The 18,531-nt window shown below is 45.6% G+C and carries 16 protein-coding genes; 11 read left to right on the top strand and 5 right to left on the bottom strand.

Annotation, left to right across the window (positions count from 1 at the left end; translation table 11 throughout):
- From purD to A3729_RS26075, 7 genes are all read left to right on the top strand, one after another.
- A partial coding sequence (gene purD, locus A3729_RS26110; RefSeq protein WP_068634438.1) for a phosphoribosylamine--glycine ligase occupies nucleotides 1–786 on the top strand: 786 nt, incomplete at its 5' end.
- A 39-nt stretch (nucleotides 787–825) separates the two neighbouring features.
- On the top strand, nucleotides 826–1,620 hold the full coding sequence (locus A3729_RS26105) for an inositol monophosphatase family protein (protein ID WP_068512169.1): 795 nt from the start codon (nucleotides 826–828) through the stop codon (nucleotides 1,618–1,620).
- Nucleotides 1,621–2,120: 500 nt separating this feature from the next.
- Nucleotides 2,121–2,318, top strand: a complete 198-nt coding sequence (locus A3729_RS26100; RefSeq protein WP_068513514.1) for a hypothetical protein — start codon at nucleotides 2,121–2,123, stop codon at nucleotides 2,316–2,318.
- Nucleotides 2,319–2,619: 301 nt separating this feature from the next.
- Entirely contained in the window at nucleotides 2,620–3,345 is a 726-nt protein-coding gene (locus tag A3729_RS26090) for a hypothetical protein (RefSeq protein WP_068513508.1), read from the top strand.
- A 149-nt stretch (nucleotides 3,346–3,494) separates the two neighbouring features.
- The gene (gene hemB, locus A3729_RS26085; protein WP_082865402.1) at nucleotides 3,495–4,505 is read left to right on the top strand and encodes a porphobilinogen synthase; all 1,011 of its coding nucleotides are present in this window, start codon (nucleotides 3,495–3,497) and stop codon (nucleotides 4,503–4,505) included.
- A 68-nt stretch (nucleotides 4,506–4,573) separates the two neighbouring features.
- Nucleotides 4,574–6,682 carry a polyphosphate kinase 1 gene (ppk1, locus tag A3729_RS26080; protein ID WP_068513504.1) on the top strand — a complete coding sequence of 703 codons (2,109 nt, stop codon included), beginning with the start codon at nucleotides 4,574–4,576 and terminating at the stop codon, nucleotides 6,680–6,682.
- 163 nt (nucleotides 6,683–6,845) lie between these two features.
- Nucleotides 6,846–7,742: a DUF4344 domain-containing metallopeptidase gene (locus A3729_RS26075; RefSeq protein ID WP_068513500.1), complete on the top strand. Its 897-nt coding sequence runs from the start codon at nucleotides 6,846–6,848 to the stop codon at nucleotides 7,740–7,742.
- A gap of 15 nt (nucleotides 7,743–7,757) precedes the next feature.
- Here the strand turns inward: A3729_RS26075 and A3729_RS26070 are convergent, their stop codons facing one another.
- From A3729_RS26070 to A3729_RS26060, 3 genes are all read right to left on the bottom strand, one after another.
- On the bottom strand, nucleotides 7,758–8,183 hold the full coding sequence (locus A3729_RS26070) for a MarR family winged helix-turn-helix transcriptional regulator (RefSeq protein ID WP_068513497.1): 426 nt from the start codon (nucleotides 8,181–8,183) through the stop codon (nucleotides 7,758–7,760).
- A 9-nt stretch (nucleotides 8,184–8,192) separates the two neighbouring features.
- On the bottom strand, nucleotides 8,193–8,396 hold the full coding sequence (locus A3729_RS26065; protein WP_068513493.1) for a hypothetical protein: 204 nt from the start codon (nucleotides 8,394–8,396) through the stop codon (nucleotides 8,193–8,195).
- Nucleotides 8,397–8,544: 148 nt separating this feature from the next.
- Nucleotides 8,545–9,294: a hypothetical protein gene (locus tag A3729_RS26060; RefSeq protein ID WP_068554474.1), complete on the bottom strand. Its 750-nt coding sequence runs from the start codon at nucleotides 9,292–9,294 to the stop codon at nucleotides 8,545–8,547.
- A gap of 131 nt (nucleotides 9,295–9,425) precedes the next feature.
- Between A3729_RS26060 and A3729_RS26055 the strand changes: the two genes are divergently transcribed.
- Nucleotides 9,426–11,282 carry a hypothetical protein gene (locus tag A3729_RS26055; RefSeq protein WP_068553389.1) on the top strand — a complete coding sequence of 619 codons (1,857 nt, stop codon included), beginning with the start codon at nucleotides 9,426–9,428 and terminating at the stop codon, nucleotides 11,280–11,282.
- Nucleotides 11,275–11,904: a hypothetical protein gene (locus A3729_RS26050; protein WP_068553390.1), complete on the top strand. Its 630-nt coding sequence runs from the start codon at nucleotides 11,275–11,277 to the stop codon at nucleotides 11,902–11,904. The genes A3729_RS26055 and A3729_RS26050 overlap by 8 nt, the downstream gene beginning before the upstream one ends.
- Here the strand turns inward: A3729_RS26050 and A3729_RS26045 are convergent.
- Nucleotides 11,894–14,998 carry an efflux RND transporter permease subunit gene (locus tag A3729_RS26045; protein ID WP_068634437.1) on the bottom strand — a complete coding sequence of 1,035 codons (3,105 nt, stop codon included), beginning with the start codon at nucleotides 14,996–14,998 and terminating at the stop codon, nucleotides 11,894–11,896. The genes A3729_RS26050 and A3729_RS26045 overlap by 11 nt on opposite strands.
- On the bottom strand, nucleotides 14,995–16,224 hold the full coding sequence (locus tag A3729_RS26040) for an efflux RND transporter periplasmic adaptor subunit (protein WP_068513481.1): 1,230 nt from the start codon (nucleotides 16,222–16,224) through the stop codon (nucleotides 14,995–14,997). The genes A3729_RS26045 and A3729_RS26040 overlap by 4 nt, the downstream gene beginning before the upstream one ends.
- Nucleotides 16,225–16,342: 118 nt before the next feature.
- On the opposite strand from A3729_RS26040, the gene A3729_RS26035 reads away from it, so the two are divergent.
- Together A3729_RS26035 and A3729_RS26030 are read left to right on the top strand one after the other, a co-directional pair.
- Nucleotides 16,343–18,139 carry an ABC transporter ATP-binding protein/permease gene (locus tag A3729_RS26035; protein ID WP_068634436.1) on the top strand — a complete coding sequence of 599 codons (1,797 nt, stop codon included), beginning with the start codon at nucleotides 16,343–16,345 and terminating at the stop codon, nucleotides 18,137–18,139.
- Nucleotides 18,140–18,211: 72 nt separating this feature from the next.
- Nucleotides 18,212–18,531, top strand: a 320-nt coding sequence (locus tag A3729_RS26030; protein ID WP_068634435.1) for a DUF6524 family protein, incomplete at its 3' end; no start/stop codon positions are given.

Raw genomic sequence — 18,531 nt, 5'->3', positions numbered from 1 at the left:
CGAGATATGCTATCAGGCAATGCTTTTGGCGAAGCAGGCTGCCGTGTAGTTATTGAAGAATTTCTTGATGGCGAAGAAGCCAGCTTCATCGTTATTGCAGATGGTAAGAATATTCTACCGATGGCAACCAGCCAGGACCATAAGCGCGTTGGCAACGGCGACACTGGCCCAAATACTGGTGGAATGGGTGCCTATTCACCGGCTCCAGTTGTAACCCAGGAGATCCATGATCGCATCATGTCTGAAGTCATTATCCCAACCGTCGAAGGTATGGCGAAGGAAGGCAATGACTATACAGGCTTCCTCTATGCAGGTTTAATGATTTCAAAAGATGGCCAACCAAAAGTCATCGAATATAACTGCCGTTTCGGCGACCCTGAAACACAACCTATTATGATGCGCCTGCAATCTGATCTAATTACTCTATGCAATGCGGCATTGGATAAGACTCTCGATAAAACAACAACAGACTGGGATTCTCGCGCAGCAGTTGGCGTTGTCTTGGCCGCTGGTGGCTACCCAGGAAGCTACGACAAAGGCCTCATCATTAAAGGCCTAAAGCAAGGCGAGTCTGATGTTGCAAAAGTATTTCATGCAGGCACCAAACTCGATGGCGAGCAAGTAGCAACGTCTGGTGGCAGAGTATTATGCGCTACAGCTCTGGGCAACAATGTGACTGAAGCTCAGCAAAAGGCCTATCAGCTTGCACAAAATATCAGCTGGGAAGGTATGTTCTATCGAGATGACATTGCCTACCGAGCCATTGCCCGAGAGCAGCAGTCTTAAGGCAGCCAAACCCTGTAAACTAATCTGTCTGGGTGACCTATGAACTATAGCGACATAGAGAAATTCGCAAAAGAGCTAGCAATCAAAGCTGGCTCGATGATTAAGTCGGAACGAGCAAAAGGCTCACTCAGTCAGAATTACAAAGATCAACATGAGCTAGTAACATCTGCAGACATTGCAGCAGACAAACTAATCATCGAAGCTATTCAAGAAAAATTCCCTCACCACCGTATCATGTCTGAAGAGACATATACCGATACGAGCCAAGGCAAAGACCTAGCTGAACCCATCTGGATTATTGACCCCATTGACGGCACCGTTAATTATGCTCACGGCCACTTTATGGTCGCCGTCTCTATCGCATTCGCGTGTGAAGGTGAGGTACAAGTGGGAATTGTCTACAATCCGTTTCTGGACGAGTGCTATTCCGCTATTTTGGGGCAAGGCTCTTATTTGAATCAGAACAAGCTATCCGTCAGCAACCAAGACAATTTACGGAAAGCCCTGATTGCCACGGGTTTCCCTTACGATAAAAGCACCGTACCTGAAATCATGCGCCGAACAGAAAAGGTGCTGATGAAATGCCAAGACATTCGCCGCCTAGGCTCTGCTGCAATGGATATCTGCTGGGTTGCAAATGGCCGCCTTGACGGCTATTTTGAGTCACTGAGCCCCTGGGACTTCGCTGCAGCCAGACTGATTGCCCTTGAAGCCGGTGCACGCTGCGGCCACTTCACCCCAGTACCTGAAGGTATTCCTGCCTGCATCTACAACAACAACCTTCTCATTAGCACGCCAGCAATCTATGACGCTCTAGACGAAATTCTGGATTAGAGCTCGCTGAATCCAAGGCAAAAAAAAGGAGCCAAAATGGCTCCTAAAAAGTCCTTATAACAACTAGGGATTGGAAAGTGATGATTGGAGAGGCTCCGCGCAACTAAGTCACTTCCCCTTGCGCTGATAACTTAAGCCTAGCCAAGTTAAGCAATAATTCCTGTGCATCTTTCATTTCAACACCTTTTAACACCTAGCGTTACAGGCATCACGCCCTCTGTTACAAAACCAGGAACAGACACTTTGATAAACAAGAAAATATAAACATTAATTTATTCAACAAAACCAATGATTTATGTTGCAAAGCTATAATTTAGATTATATTATCCACTTAATGCACTGTTACATATAATTAAAGATAAACCTTAATATAGGCATGTCGCTGGGCGGTTTATATAGATCAGTGCAGAAAACAATAGAAACAAGCAACACAAAATCTCCTAAACCCTTAAAAATAAAAGGAAATTGGAGATATAGCAGAAAGATAGATAGGTACCATTATGTCACAAGAAGCCATTGCACTCCCTGAATGCAGCAGCGAATCCCCCAGAGTTGTAAGAGAAACTGTACGCCAACAACTAAGCAGTGATATTGAAGAATTTCTAAAAAGAGGTGGTAACGTAGAACGCGTTGATAATAACGTACGAGCTGACCCGCCAAAGAAGCCGACCATGAATTATGGCTCAGCACCAATCTAAGCCAGTACTACGTTAAAAGCGATAGCAGTACCGCTTAGCTTCTTCTTTCTTCCATCGCTCTCGGTAACTTTTTCATCTAAGAATATTACCGAGAGTGATAAAAGTGAATTTAAATTCACCCTATTCGCTATTTTCCTGTAAAAAGACCTGATTATTTCTAAAAAGACATTGCAGATTTCGAAATCTATGCGACAATTCGCACTCACTTTGAGACCTGCCACACACTATTACCGTCTCAAGGCACTCGCTTTTTTGTAGTCATGCACCTAAATGGATTCAGGTACAGGAGAATTGGGATTTAATGGACGCCTTTACTTTAATAATAAGCTTGACGCTTGCCGTCGCCGGTTCCTTTTTATATCGAGACTATTCACGTTTTCTCCGTGGCGCATACGCTAAATACGGAAAAGTAGTGTCAATCCATCAAGTATTCTCTAGCCTTACTTCTCATGCCGACAATAGTACTAGCCAAACCTACGTTAAAAATGGTTTTTACCCTGTCATTGAGTACCCGCATGAAGGAGGCCCGGTTCGCTTTACCGCAATTGACCACTTAGCCTCAGGCAACTTCCACGTTGGCGACAAAGTAAAACTTCGTATTCTCAAAACTCGCCGCAAACACTCACGTACTTGCAAAACTTTTATTGCACTGATATCAATGATTAGCTTGCTAAGCCTAGGCATGATAGGTGCTGCAATAACCAGCAGCATCTATATTTCATTTGGGCAGGTTCTACTTGCCTCAATGGTAATTGCTGCAAGTTTATCAATTATGGTTTTATATCAGCGCGACCAAGACCAGCATTACATTCACGAACTGAGCCATACTAAAAGCGGCCGAGCACAACTATGCATACCTGAACCCGCTGCTTTTAGGCACTGGAAGTCTGCGCTACAAGACCCTGTTCAACGAATAAAAATTCGCGGTTCACAATTATGCGGCGCGACCTGCATAGGCTCCGCACTTGTTATGCTAAGCATCGCTTTAATCCCAAGCATTCAATTATTACTTAAGCTAAGCATATAAGCGTACCTAGATCTCGAGTTCCCTGTATTTAGCGAAAAGCAAAATACTTCCAAAAATCCAGCCCCAGTTGACTTGCGTTATAGCCTTTCCTTCGGCATACCTGCTAATCTTAAGCACATAATATTTTTGATGATTGCCGGAGATAAAAAGTGTTTTCACCCAGCCAACGACAATTCCCTAACAGCCGACTCCGTCGCATGCGCTTTCAAGACTTTTCCCGTCGCTTGATGCAGGAAAATACACTAACAGCCAATGACCTGATTTACCCCATGTTTATTCTTGAAGGTGTAAATAAACGCGAAGCTGTTAGCTCTATGCCCGGCGTTGAACGCCTGAGTATTGACCTACTACTAAAAGAGGCGCAGCAGCTACTAGAGCTTGGTATCCCCGCCGTCGCACTATTTCCCGTCACCCCGAGTAATGCCAAGTCTCTTGATGCCAAAGAAGCTTGGAACCCCGAGGGCCTAGCCCAAAGAGCTGTACGAGCACTAAAAAAGGAATATCCGGAGCTGGGCGTGATTACCGACGTTGCCTTAGACCCCTTTACAACCCACGGCCAAGACGGAATTATCGATGATGATGGATATGTATTAAACGATATTACCGTTAACGCATTAGTTAAGCAGGCTTTGTCACACGCAGAGGCCGGAGCAGACATCGTTGCACCTTCAGATATGATGGATGGCCGAATCGCTGCGATTCGCAAAGAACTGGAAGCCGCAGGCCATATCAATACCTCTATACTTGCCTACTCCGCTAAGTATGCCTCTTCTTATTATGGTCCTTTTCGCGACGCAGTAGGCTCTGCTGGCAACTTAGGTAAAGCAGATAAAAAGACTTACCAAATGGACCCGGCCAATTCTGATGAAGCCTTGCACGAGGTCGCCATGGACCTTCAGGAAGGTGCCGACATGGTTATGATCAAGCCAGGCATGCCCTATCTCGATATTGTTTACCGTATCAAGACTGAACTCAAAGCGCCGACCTTCGTCTATCAAGTGAGTGGTGAGTATGCGATGCATATGGCCGCAATAGAAAATGGCTGGCTAGACAAGGATAAAATTATTCTAGAGTCACTACTTTGTATCAAGCGCGCTGGCGCCGATGCAATTCTGACTTATTTTGCCAAGGACGCTGCGAAACTTCTTAGCAAAGGATAAAGATGTAACAATGTTCAGCTAGAATGGATTATCGCCCCTTTTAAAATACTTGGAGAATACAGACAACAATGAGCACGACGCATGACGAGCAAACAGCAAATAATGAGCTCCCTGCTATAGACCTCCTTAACCACGAATACTACGTGAACAGGGAACTAAGCCATCTGCAGTTCAACCATCGCGTGCTCAAACAAACGATTGATACATCGCACCCTCTCCTCAACCGTCTGATGTTTAGCTGCATATTCAGTAGCAACATGGATGAGTTTTTTGAAATTCGTGTGGCCGGCCTAAAACATCAGATCAAATTTGGTCGGGAGACAATTGGGCCTGACGGACTAAGCCCTGAACAAACCCTAGAAAAAATCAAACATATCGCGACAGATTTTGTTCGTGAACAGTATGAGATTTTGAATGATGTGCTTCTGCCTGAGTTAAAAAAAGAGGGGATCAGTTTTCTAAGACGCCAGGAATGGAGTGAAGCTCAACATGAATGGTTAGCTAATTATTTCGATAACGAAGTACTACCGATTATTAACCCCATCGGTCTCGACCCTTCACACCCCTTTCCTCGCCTGGTAAATAAGAGTCTAAACTTTATCGTAGAGCTGGACGGCAAAGATGCTTTCGGTCGTGAAACCGGCCTGGCAATCGTTCCCGCCCCCCGCTCTTTACCCAGGCTTATTAAATTACCTGCGGAGATTTCCAAGGGTGATGAACTGGTATTCTTATCTTCAATTATTCACGCTCATGTTGACCAACTATTTCCCGGCATGTCAGTGCAAGGCTGTTACCAATTCCGTTTAACCCGAAATGCCGACTTTGAACTTGAACAAGAAGATATGGAGGATCTGGCCTCTGCATTAAAAGGGGAGCTGCTCTCGAGACGTTTTGGTGACGCTGTTAGATTAGAGCTTGCAGACAACTGCCCAGAGCATCTGATCTCTTTCTTGCTCAAAGAGTTTAAACTGAGTAAAGATGAACTGTATCAAGTGCGAGGCCCGGTTAACCTTTCTCGCCTAATGCAACTACCAGATTTAGTCGACAAACCTGAACTACTCTACCCGGCCTTCGCTCCAGGCCTGCCAAAGCCTTTAAAGAAAAGCAGCAATATTTTTTCAACTATAAAACAGAAAGATATTCTTCTGCACCACCCCTTCCAGAGCTTTACACCAGTTATCGATTTTCTTCGACACGCTGCCCTAGACCCCGATGTCGTTGCTATTAAACAAACACTTTACCGTAGCGGCGCTAATTCTGAAATTGTTGCCGCCTTGGTCGATGCAGCAAGACGCGGAAAAGAAGTCACTGCAGTAATAGAATTACGAGCCCGTTTTGACGAAGAAGAAAATATTGAACTAGCCAGCCGCCTGCAAGAAGCTGGCGCTGTCGTCGTTTATGGCGTAGTGGGCTATAAAACCCACGCCAAGATGATACTCGTAGCCCGACGCGAAGCCGAAGGTTTTAGGCACTATGTACATTTGGGTACGGGTAATTATCACGCAAAGAACGCCCGCCTCTATACAGACTATAGCTTTATGAGTGGTGATGAAGCTCTCGGGAAAGAGGTTCATAAAATATTCCAGCAGCTCACGGGTATGGGCAAAGCACTGAAGATCAAAAAACTATTCCATGCTCCTTTCACCTTACATGACTCTTTGGTTTCGATGATAGAAAGAGAAGCTAATAATGCCAAAGCAGGTAAAGCCTCAGGAATCACCATTAAAGTTAATGCAGTATCAGAACCCAAAATTATTCGGGCACTGTATCGAGCATCACAAGCAGGCGTGCCTATTAAGCTTATTGTCCGCGGCATATGCTGTTTACGTCCAGGGCTAGAGGGTATTTCCGAAACGATCGAAGTACGCTCTGTGATCGGGCGTTTCTTGGAGCACACTCGAGTTTATTGGTTCCACAATGATGGTAATGACCAGATTTATGGTGCCAGTGCCGACTGGATGACCCGTAACCTGTTAAAGCGTGTTGAAACCTGCTTCCCGATGGAAGATAAGAAGCTAGTAGAACGCGTGAAAGCCGAAATTGGCTTCTACCTAAGCGATAATTGCCAAAGCTGGATTATGGACACCGAGGGAAAATATCATTTGAACCAACCTGCCGAAGCCGAATCTCGAGTCTGCGCACAACAATATTTACTCGAGCACCTTGCCTCAACCTAAAGCCAAACCTGGCACTCTTCTTTTATCTGTTTTCAATACTTTAAAAGAAGAGTGCGATTCAGCCGACATTACCAAAGATTCAGTACATTTAGTTTAAATTCCGAATAGAATGGGCTAACTGGGTACCACAATAGATAATTTAAATAATAAATAGACGCTTCCCATGACTCCTTCTATACATATCAGATTACTGCTCCTGCTTATAACGTCAACCCTAACCTTCAGCACCTACGCATCGATCTCTATTACTGAGCCTCAACAGCCATCAGACTTATCATTTCAAACTGACGCTAAGAGTGAATACGATACCAAGCTAATTACACGTCTGAAAAAGTCTCAAGTTTTCGAACGCTTGCGAATATTTAGTGAACAAGACCTTATTTTAAAACAAAGCATCATTTATCACTTTCACCAAGCTGACCAGGCTACAACGAGCCAACCTTTAGCACTTGACACTGCAAGCTCGAACAACAAACAAACCAGCCAGGTTGATATAAAGATCGACATCCCCTTCTCCTTTCTATACCAACTAGATCAAGGCCTAATTGCCAAATACCCTCAACAAGAGGGTATACAAGAAGCGATATACAGCGCAGCCGTTGAAAAATATTTGTGGTTTGAACTAGGCAGAGCCTTGGTTAGTCAGTTTGATTTAGGCGTATCCGGGCAAGAAGTATTTGCACTGGATAACTTCTCGACCCTTATGCTTATCAACCTGAACCACCATGACAGCGACTTTATTCTGGAAGCAACGGAAGCATTTCTACTAATCAGGCAATCTATTCCTTATGGCGGCGAAGAAGACTACGAAGCTGAGGTTTCACTCGATGAGCAGCGCTACCGCAAAGCCGTTTGCTTAATACTCGGCAAAGACTATCTGGCTCGCGTGAACAGAACAGAGCAAGCCTATCATGAGCTATTAGAAGAGCTGGCATGGGATCAGAAAAAAATTGAACAGTGCCAAAAACTGTATCTGGAGAAGTTACAGACCTGGCTTGATGCCTTACAACCGCACCTCAGACAAGAGAATAGGCTCACCAGCTGGCTTGCTGCACACTAGTCTTAAAGGAAACAATTACAGTACTTTGAGCAGCGCCTCGCATTGCTGCTTTAAGGTTTGTAACTGCTCAGGAGGTAGGTCAAGCTTGCAAAGCATTTGCTCAGGTACCGCTTGCGCCTCAGCTTTTAGAGAGCGACCACTTTCAGTCAAAGTAAGAATTTTTACTCGCTCATCACGAAGACCAGGACTTCGACTCAATAAGCCTTTCGCTTCAAGACGCTTTAATAAAGGTGTTAAGGTTCCTGAGTCCAGATGAACCCGCTCCCCTAAATCACTGACGTTGATTTCGTCTTTTTCCCACAATACCATCATGACAATGTACTGAAGGTAGGTCAGGTCCAGTAATTTAAGGAATGGCCGATAGGCTCGAACCATCGCATTGGAAGCACTATATAAAGAAAAACAAACCTGTTTATCCAGGCGAAGAAGGTCTTCCGACATAAATAAAGCTTAGTACCAAACGATAAAGGTAGCCGCGGCACTTACACCACAGGTTTCAACGAATTCACTATGACGACAAACATGTTTACCAATCGCATAGCTCAAGCCAGCACCAACAATATACAGTTCCAAGTCCCTATCTTTTTGAAAGCTCTGACAGCCACCCATAAGCAGCGATACGGCAATCAGGACACATGCACTCAACTTTTTCATCAAACTCTCCCAGACCTCCTTTCGGCAATTAGAGGCTATCCTACAAATGACGCAAGTATAGAGCAAGCTTTCATCCCATGATACGTGAAGCAGTCAGCATCAAGCCCTAGATAATCATCGCTTTAGAGCGCAAACAAGCTGTATTAACTTAGAACTGACGCTGCATATTCCAGGTTCTCCGTTTCCGAAAAGTGGATGTTTGCTCACGATCTTTTTGTAAAATAATCACTTCCCCCCCCTCTCCCAGAATCGTTACAGGGGCATCATCACCCTCTATATGGTAAGCATTACCTTCAGTATCGCTATCACTAAGCACTCCATTTATTTCCAAGGAAGGGTCTTCATCATCTTTATCTTTTAAATACTTCGTGCCTGCTTTTTCTCCACCAGCTGCTTGCTCTAGTTGTTCAAGCGCATTTTTTCCCACGCCATCCTGTTGATCTTCTTTAGCCGAAGCCGCTGCACTATCTTTCATAGGAGAGTATGTATTCTTCGAAGCCTTATCGCTACTCTTCTCCAACTCATCCCTTGAGCGCATACTTGAAGGCTCAGTTGAATACTCTTGCTCCAAAGCTTCCACCGACTTCTGCGAAGTTTGCCTCTCTTTTTGCTTAGCCTGTGTTTTATCGGAAGGCTGCCCGAGCTTTTTTTGGGATGCCTTTTCAGCTTGTTTTTGCAAAGGTGATTCTGGCTCTATCTGCTTAGTAGCGGCCTGACTTTCTTTTTTGGCTTTCTTTTCCGCTGTCTCATTCTCTTTGCTCTGCTTCTCTTCAGGACTAAGCTTCTCAAGCTTTGACACATCTTCTTCAAGAGGAGATACTTCCGCCAATTGCCGGGTAGTACAGGCACTAGTAAGAAGCAGAAAAAGCAAACTAGCGAGAACAATACTATTTTTCATACCTGAGTCACTGATTTAGATAGCGAATTAACTCACTATTAGAAGATAGTGTGAACGAAGTAGCTTAAGCGTAAAACTTCGATAACATACACAAACAATCGAAAAAATAACAATAACGGAAACCCAAAGGCATGACAAACGGCCAAGCTCAAACCGTTACCAGTTCAATTGAGCCGGTTCAAGCACCCTCTTTAACGATAAACCCGGAACGCGAGAGCATTGGCAAAAAGCTAATATTCTTTGCCTGGGCGGTTGAGATATGCGCCGTGATTATCGGCTTTGCCATCTCCATTATGCAAGGCATCAGTTCGTTCACCGAGATAGAAAATAATCGCCCTCAGGGTTTGGGCTTTGGCGATTACACCAATGTGTTTATCGCCATGATGCCTTTTTTGATGGTCGCGATTGTCGAAATCACCAAAATTCCTTTTGTTGCGGCGACCTATAAAACCAGCAATACAAAGTGGAAGTTTATCTTCGGTACCTCCCTAATTTTTCTAGCCTTTATCACTTTTGAATCAGCCCTCAATGGTTTCGAAAGAAACTTTCATGCCCTGATTTTCTCAATCGATAAACATAAGAAAGAACTAGTGGCCGTCGAAGAGGAAATTGAACCACTCGAAATACGGCGCACTCGTCTGGCAAGCTTAAGCTCTTCGCAAATTGAAGCCGAATACAGCCAGCGTCATGCCATCATATCAGAAGAGCGTTCTCGCCAAGCAGAAGTAATTCAGGACCGCATTCAGGGCTTACGCGCTGCAACTCAAAATGAATATATCAAAGGCCTATCTGCGCAAATTGAAGATAGACGCGAGCAGCTCAAAGCTTTACGCGCTGACCGTCAGAAGGAACTGGATGCACTGATTGAGGCTTCACGACAAATGACGCTCAATGCCAGCAGTGAGCTAGACACTCAACGCCGAAGCCTTCAACAACAGCTTGCCAATGAACAAGCCTATCTAAAAGAGCTTCGAGTGAAGCGAGAGAAGAAAATCGCTGATGCAGGCTTCTTCTCTGAAAACTCAGTTAAGAAAGAACAGAATGCTCTCGTCGAAACGCAAGAGAAGAAGGTTGAAGACCTACGCCTTGCACTGAATAAACTCAGTGACTCAGACAAACAAAAGACACTCCGAGCCACTTATAACCAGGATATCGAGGCCGTCAAAGATCGCTATCAGGCACGAGAAGATACGCTAAACCAAAAAATTCAGGCGCTATCACTGAAGCTCAGCAAGAGTCTAGGAGCCCGCGAAAAAGATATCGAATCGGTCATTCAAACTCATATGAAGGAATTGGCACGTGTCGAAAAGAAATTCCAAGAACAGCAAGGCGAGAATGAGCAAATACGAGAAAAGGAATTCAAACAGCTTTCTGAAAATGATGCCATTATTAAAGAACTCGATCAGACTATCTTTGACAAGAGCAAACAGCGCGTTGAACTGCGTAATCTGGTCAACCTGAAAGTTGGCGACAACCAAGTCTACCGCATGGCTCAATGGTGGTATAACAAAGAGTCTGCAGCTGACCTGGGCAGAAAGGATGTGATGACCATTGCAACACTATGGTTTGGTAGCCTTGCTTTGCTTATTGCCGTGACTGGCATCTTATTGGCCTTTGCATCCTACGTTATTCGAGACCCATCAATTGCAGACTATAAAGCAGATCGAGACAGCATCCCTTCAATTACCAAGAAAGCTTTCAATAGCGCCCGCCGCCTTATCATCTACTGGAGACAAGTGCAGCGCCGCCCCGTGATAAAAGAAGTCGCCACCGAAGTCATCAAAGAAGTGCCTGTCGAGAAAGTGGTTAAGGTTGAAGTTCCTGTCGAGATCATCAAAAAGGAAATCGTACACGTACCTTTGTATACGGAGGATAAGTCGCTACTCAAACTTGCCGAGAATCACAGCTTTGATGAGCAAGACCTAAAGGAAAACAATACTAAAGGCCGTGATGAAACCAAGCCTAATAACGGGCATAGTGATGGCTAAGCAAGCAAGTGAACAAACAACAGGCGATAAAGAGTCTGAGCAATACGAGTCCGTCTCGCACAACTTCGATGCGATGAATCGTGCTATAGATACCCAAGTGGATAAACAACTGGAGCTCTCCTCTCTTTATCAGTTCCAGCAGAGCTCTCGTCGCACACTGATGGCCATGCACATCACCGTCAGCCTCTGCGTGCTTGCCCTAACAGCTGCGGCTATCTGGTGGTTGCTCTCAAGCTCAGGCAGCTTTTTCAGCAGCGATATCACCTATACCGAATCGATACTCAAGTCCGCCTCAGACCGAAAGACTAGTGATGCCCTAAAGATTATCTCTGAGGCTCAAGATTCAAATAACAATCCAGACAAAGCCTTTATTGATACCTCCTTTACCGTGTTTCACCGCACACTTATATCGACAGGTGAATATGTGGTAACAGGTAAGACTTACGAGCCAGATGACCTACAAACTCCCTCTGAACAATATTGCTACCTGGAACAGAGCCAAAGTAGCAATCAGCTGAGTGGGCAGGCACTCTCTTATATCGAAGATAAAGAACTTATACTCGAGACGGAAGATCAAGCCATGATTAGCCTGGCACACCGCTACTGCCAGTTTAGTCGCTAAGTGCTTGCTTGCGAAACAGTCTCTGTATATCGGCAATCACCAAATAATTTACCGGCACCAGCACTAGGGTAATTAAGGTAGCGAAAACAATACCAAAGCCTAAAGAGACCGCCATCGGAATCAGAAACTGAGCCTGGGTTGACTGTTCAAACAGCAATGGCATCAAACCAAAGAAGGTGGTCAAAGAGGTAAGAATAACTGGGCGGAATCGTGCAGCAGCTGCACCGCTAACTGTTAGCAATAAGTCCCTGCCTTCCTTGCGGCGCTTGTTAACAAAATCCACCAGAACCAAGCTATCGTTCACGACAATTCCCGTAAGCGCCAACATTCCCAGCAAGCTAATTAGCGTCAGGTCCATCCCCATAATCCAGTGCCCGGCAATGGCTCCGATTGCGCCAAAAGGAATCACCGCCATGACGACCACCGGCTGCAAGTAAGACTTAAATGGGATCGCCAATAAGCTATAAATTATAAACAGCACAAATAAGACGCCCCATTTCAAGCTCCCGAAAGACTGGCGCTGCTCTTTCGCTTCACCTTCCATACTGTAGCTCACACCCGGAAACTGCCCAAGCTGCCGGTCAATATAATCTCGTAGCTCCTGTTGCAACACCAACATATTGGTTGCTTGTTTGTCGACATCAGCCCGAACGCTAATAGTACGCTTCAGATTCAAACGACTAATAACAGCCGGCGTTGACTCTGCTCGTAAGCTCGCGACTTGAGAGAGCGGCACAGCACTTCCCTGGGCATTACGAATCAAGAATTCTTCCAGTGAACGAATAGACTGCCGATCACTCTTCGGATAACGCACCACAACCCTGATATCATCACGACCACGCTGAATTCTTTGCACCTCGTAGCCATAAAAGGCTTCACGCACCTGAGACATAATATCCTGACGTGTCAGGCCTAATACTGAAGCCTGAGGCAAAAGCACTATCTCAATCGCCTCTTTACCGTCTGAATAGCTATCGGAAATATCAAATACCCCCGGGTAGCTTGCCAACTTTTCTTTTATTAGCTCAGCAATACCTGAGAGAGCATTAAAGTCCTGCGCACTCAGCTTGATATCAATCGGGTCACTGACTCGACCAATTTCAGCACGATAAGTTAACTTCTCTGCGCCCGGCACATGGCCAATTAATGCACGCCACTCATTAACCAGCTCGCGACTGGTGATATCCAAAGTACGCTCTTCTGGCGGCGTAATTTCAAATATCACGCGCCCAATATGGCTCGAACCACCAGAAGAGCCAGTTGTTGCCATGATATTTCGAATCACCGCCTCGCCTTCCAGGTGATACTTATCCTGAAGCTCACGGGCAGCTCCCAGCATTGACAAGACATATCGATCAGTCACTTCGACGGGTGTTCCTATAGGCATTTCCAGGTTAGCACGTGCCAACTCACTTTGAACCTTCGGGAAGAATATGAACTTCATCCACCCAGTCGAAACCAAGGCATACAAAATAAATAAGAGACCAAAACTAAGCGCCAGACAAAGGTAGCGATACTTCAAGGCCAACTGAAGTGCTGGCTGATAGTAGTGCAAGACAACACTTTCAAAACCGTCGGCAAAGCGCTGCTGAAAACGAGATAAGCCAGCCACCAAGGCTGAGCTTTGATTTTGAGGTTGTAGCTTAATTCGCTTCAAGTGAGCTGGTAAAACAAGCTTGGACTCAATTAGAGAAAATACCAATATAGGAATCACAACAACCGGAATCGCCGCAAACAATTGCCCGCGCACGCCTTCAATAAACGCAATGGGAAGAAAAGCTGCGATCGTCGTTAAAATACCAAAGGTTACCGGAACTGCGACTTCTTTAGTGCCATTGATCGCGGCTTCCAAACCTGACTCAGAACGCCGCAGGTGAGAGTATATATTCTCGCCGGTAACAATGGCGTCATCGACGACTATCCCCAGAATAACAATAAAGCCGAAGAGGCTAATCACGTTAATGGTAATATCGAACAATGGCATCACTAACAATGCGCCCATAAAGGAAACCGGTATACCAATGCAGACCCAAAAAGCAATGGCAGGACGCAGAAACAAAGTCAGCAAGAGCAGGACTAATATACCGCCCTGTATGGCATTATCTGAAAGCGTTTTCAGACGCTTTTTAACGATTTTTGAGCGGTCATGCCAAGCATCAAGCTGAACGCTTTCGGGTAATGAAGACTCAGCTTCCTGCAAATAGGCCCTGACTTTATCCGCCACATCGATAGCACTTTGCTGACCGACACGATAAACATCGACCAAGGCCGCCGGCCGACCATTAAAGCGGGTCAGTATGGCGCTTTCCTCAAAGCCATCATTAACACTGGCCAAGTCTGCAACCGTGACGCTACTACCATCAGCTCGACTCAGCACAGGAATCTGCTCAAACTCTAGTTTGTTATAAGCCTGCCCACTAGAGCGAATCAGAATTTCACCGCCATTACTTTTTAAGCTTCCGGCAGAGATATCTCTTGAGTGTTGCTGAATCGCCAAAGCCACTTGCGACAGACTCAGTCCATACTTCTGTAATACCCGCTCGTTAACTTCAATGCTAATTTCATAATCACGCACACCGTCTAATTCAACCTGGGTAATCCCTTCAATATCAAGCAATTGATCACGTACATGCTGTGCCTGTTGGCGAATTTCCCGTTCCGATAAATCGCCAGACACCGCGACACTAATAACTTCCCGTTTCCGCTTGCTTAAACTCACCACAGGCCGCTCTGCATCCGCAGGCAAATTATTCACCGCATCAATGCGATTCTTTATTTCTGTTAGCAAAGTCTGTGGGTCGTAGTTGTCATCCAGAGTAATAATCAGAAGGGACTGCCCCTCACTGGCATTACTCACTACATCCTCTATACCCTCTAGGTCTTGCACGGCTTCTTCGAGTTTTATGCTGACACTGGTCTCGACATCTTCTGGCATCGCTCCCGGGATCGCGATGGTGACGCGCACCGAGCGCGGTTCTATACTGGGAAACACCTCCAAAGGAATTGAGAAATGCAATGAGCCTAGACCTAAATCCAGAATGGTCAGCAACAATAAATTTGCCGCAACATCATTTCGAGCAAACCATGCAATCAAGGTGATTCTCCTTGATGCTTGTCTGCAGCGCCCTCTACTCGCTTATCGATCGCCACGCGCGTACCACTCGTCACTTGCCCCAAAGGTGTTCTAACTAGCAGGTCGCCAATATTTAAACCAGATTCAATCAGGCTAAGTTCCTCATTGCGCCAACGAACGTTTACTTCCCGCCTGGCAAGCACATCCTGTTTTTCTATTTTCTCTACAACATAGACATACGTGCCCTGATAGATCGCCGAATTCGGCACTAATATCGCCTCATCTATAGTTTTCCCTTGTATGTTTGCATGCAAATATTGTCCAACCTTTAGCGCTTGTACCGGCCTTTCCGATTTCTCAGAAGTGAGCGGCTTCACTATTTTTGCCAGCGCATAGATTTGTTGGTTTTCAGCATCAACCAGCGCCTCAGTACCGACAATCATTGCTTGCCAATATTCAGCTGGTACAACTAAGGAGTTCTCGATGCGGACATAAGCTGATGAAGAGGTATCCTGATAGCTCTCTGATGAAGGTAAGTCCAGAAATGCGAGATCCCTACTAGCTATGGGTAAGCTAAGCTCCAAAGACTCACTAGAATAAAGCTCTGCCACGGGCGTGGAAGTACTGATGACACTGCCTTTATTGACGAAGGTTTCTATCAAACGACCATCATAGGGTGCTCGAACTTTAGTTCTTTCCAAGTTTTTCTGCGCCAAGGATAGCTTGGCTTTAGCCGTCTCCAACTTAGCCTTGGCCGCTTTTAGCTGAGGATAACGCAGCGCATAATCACGCGCCGGTGTACTATTGATTTTTTCTTGGGTACGCCAATCCCGAAGTGCTTGCTCGGAACGCGCTTCCTCCTCCGCCAGAGCTAACTCCGCATTAGCCAAATCACTACGCGCAGTTTGCAAGCTCACCTCATATTCAAGCGGATCGATCACCAACAGGACTTGACCCTCTTGGACAAAAGCACCCCGCTGAAAAGCAGGGCTGACCTTTAAAACCTGTCCCGAGACCAGGGACAACAGATTCGTCCGGGTATTAGCCTTCAGAACACCATAGGACTCTACCGTGACCTGAAAGTCCCGAGGCGCTATTTTATCCACTTCGACCAATAAAGGATTTGCCTTTGAAGGACGCCCCTTGCTCGCGGGTGGTTGCGACTGACTTATCTGATAGGCCAACAAAAGGCATAGCAACAACACTACAATTGGCGCTAGTACTTTAACTAATCGCTGAGCTGACAAAACTAAGTTCTCCTAAAATAGAGGGCGTCGAATAGTAAGATCATATCTGATCCATTGCGCTTTGGCACTTATCCCTTTTACGCTACACTAAGCGCTTTCTTTCCTTAGGATACTTCACATGCGCGGTATGCGTTCAGACTTTGACCCCAATCGAGAAATTGACTGGTCAATCATCAAGCAAATCATTCCCTACCTTTTGGAATACAAGCAGCGCATCGCTCTCGCTCTGTTATGTCTGGTTGCAGCAAAAGTCGCTAGCGTTACCATGCCCTTTATTCTCAAGCACGTCGTCGATGACCTAGACCAACAACTAGCTGATAATGAACTATCCCTGCTCGTTGTACCTTTGGGCTTATTACTCGCCTACGGTCTGGTACGGCTGATGAATGTGTTACTAGGCGAAATCCGCGACACCCTATTCGGACGCGTGACCGAAAGAGCGATGCGTCGCGTAGGACTAAAAGTTTTCGAGCACCTTCATGCATTAAGTCTAAGCTTTCACTTGAACCGCCAAACGGGTGGTTTATCTCGCGACATTGAGCGCGGCACAAATGGCATTAGTTTTTTGATGCGCTTTCTGGTGTTTAATATTGCCCCCACCTTTCTCGAACTGTTTCTGGTCATGGGTATTTTATGGCAACAATATCGCTTCGAGTTTGCCTTGATCGTACTGATATCAGTCATCGCCTATGTCTGGTTCTCCAAGACCACCACTGACTGGCGCACCCAGTTTATTCGCGAAGCGAATCAGGCTGACAGCAAAAGTAACACCCGGGCAATTGATAGCCTACTCAACTATGAAACCGTTAAGTACTTTACTAACGAGCAATATGAAGCGGACCTTTACGATAAAGAACTAGAAAAGTGGGAGCAAGCAAAGCGCAAAAACCGTCTCACTTTATTTGCACTGAATGGCGGACAAGCACTGATCATTTCTTCATCGCTAACCGCCATGCTGGTACTGGCAGCTCATGAAGTCAGCACCGGACGTATGACTTTAGGTGATTTCGTATTGGTTAACGCCTTTATGATGCAAATATTCCTACCCTTAAACTTCTTGGGCTTCGTCTATCGAGAGATCAAAAGCTCGATGACCAATATAGAACGTATGTTTGGCCTGCTTAAAGAAGCACCTTTGGTTGTCGACACGCAAAACGCTCAGCCCCTGACAGTATCAAACGGGAAGATCGAGTTTAAAGATATTTCCTTTGCCTATGAGCCAAGTAGAACGATTCTGAGCAATCTCAGTTTTACCGTGCAGCCAGGAGAAAAAGTAGCGCTTGTTGGTAGCAGCGGCGCCGGAAAATCAACTATCGCGAAGCTACTATTTCGTTTTTACGACACCAGCAAAGGTGCGATTCTGATTGATGATCAGAACATTAAGCACTGCGCCCAACACAGTTTGCGCGCAGCGATTGGCGTAGTGCCTCAAGACACCGTTCTATTTAATACCAGCCTGATTGAAAACGTACGCTATGGTCGCCCTGGTGCAAGCGATGCAGAAGTAAAGCACGCAATCGAACTTGCTCATTTGAAAGACTTTGTTGAGGGCTTACCCAAGCAATATGAAACTCAAGTCGGGGAAAGAGGTCTTAAACTTTCCGGTGGCGAGAAACAACGTGTTGCCATTGCCCGAACCATCCTCAAGAACCCGGCAATACTGCTATTTGACGAGGCAACCAGCTCGCTTGATAGCGCATCTGAGTCCGCAGTGATGGAGGCAATCAGAGAAGTATCGGCAGGTAAGAGCAGTCTAGTTATCGCCCACCGCCTTTCCACCGTTGTCGATGCTGATCGTATTATTGTCATTGATAAGGGTGGCGTGGTCGAGCAAGGAAGCCACCACTCTCTTATCAAAGCGCAAGGTCTATATGCCCAATTGTGGGCTTTGCAGCAGAACGAACAAGGTATCTAATTGGTAAGTATTTATAATGTGCATTGCTTATTATACTAAGAAGATAAATATTCTTTAACAGGTTCCCATTGAATGAAGAGCATTACATCCAAAGGCATCGCGATTCGCTTCGTTTTCGCTTTATTACTTGTATTATTGAGCTACAACCCAAGCACCTTTTCTTATTACCACTGGTTGCTCTCTTCTATATCAGAACCAACACCCTGGTTAGCCTTATCAGCAGTCGCCTTAATCATTGGCTGGGTTATTTACGTTAGAGCTACGCTAAAATCTTTAGGGCCCGTCGGGCTCACCCTCGCAGCGCTGCTCGTCGCGATTATTATCTGGGCATTAATCGATATTGGCTTAATTAGCATAAGTGAACCCAGTGCTTTCGTCTGGTTATTAGAAAT

It is taken from the genome of Oleiphilus sp. HI0043 (assembly GCF_001634935.1).
The sequence above is the reverse complement of the archived record's forward strand: the minus strand, read 5'-3'. Positions and strand labels throughout refer to the sequence as shown.

Bases quoted from the DNA above. Each gene is read 5' to 3' on its own strand.
- A3729_RS26060 (WP_068554474.1), bottom strand. From the start codon at position 9,294: ATGAAAAATAGTATTGTTCTCGCTAGTTTGCTTTTTCTGCTTCTTACT.
- A3729_RS26100 (WP_068513514.1), top strand. From the start codon at position 2,121: ATGTCACAAGAAGCCATTGCACTCCCTGAATGCAGCAGCGAATCCCCC.
- A3729_RS26070 (WP_068513497.1), bottom strand. From the start codon at position 8,183: ATGTCGGAAGACCTTCTTCGCCTGGATAAACAGGTTTGTTTTTCTTTA.
- A3729_RS26035 (WP_068634436.1), top strand. From the start codon at position 16,343: ATGCGCGGTATGCGTTCAGACTTTGACCCCAATCGAGAAATTGACTGG.
- A3729_RS26075 (WP_068513500.1), top strand. From the start codon at position 6,846: ATGACTCCTTCTATACATATCAGATTACTGCTCCTGCTTATAACGTCA.
- A3729_RS26050 (WP_068553390.1), top strand. From the start codon at position 11,275: ATGGCTAAGCAAGCAAGTGAACAAACAACAGGCGATAAAGAGTCTGAG.
- A3729_RS26090 (WP_068513508.1), top strand. From the start codon at position 2,620: ATGGACGCCTTTACTTTAATAATAAGCTTGACGCTTGCCGTCGCCGGT.
- A3729_RS26065 (WP_068513493.1), bottom strand. From the start codon at position 8,396: ATGAAAAAGTTGAGTGCATGTGTCCTGATTGCCGTATCGCTGCTTATG.
- A3729_RS26105 (WP_068512169.1), top strand. From the start codon at position 826: ATGAACTATAGCGACATAGAGAAATTCGCAAAAGAGCTAGCAATCAAA.
- ppk1 (WP_068513504.1), top strand. From the start codon at position 4,574: ATGAGCACGACGCATGACGAGCAAACAGCAAATAATGAGCTCCCTGCT.
- A3729_RS26055 (WP_068553389.1), top strand. From the start codon at position 9,426: ATGACAAACGGCCAAGCTCAAACCGTTACCAGTTCAATTGAGCCGGTT.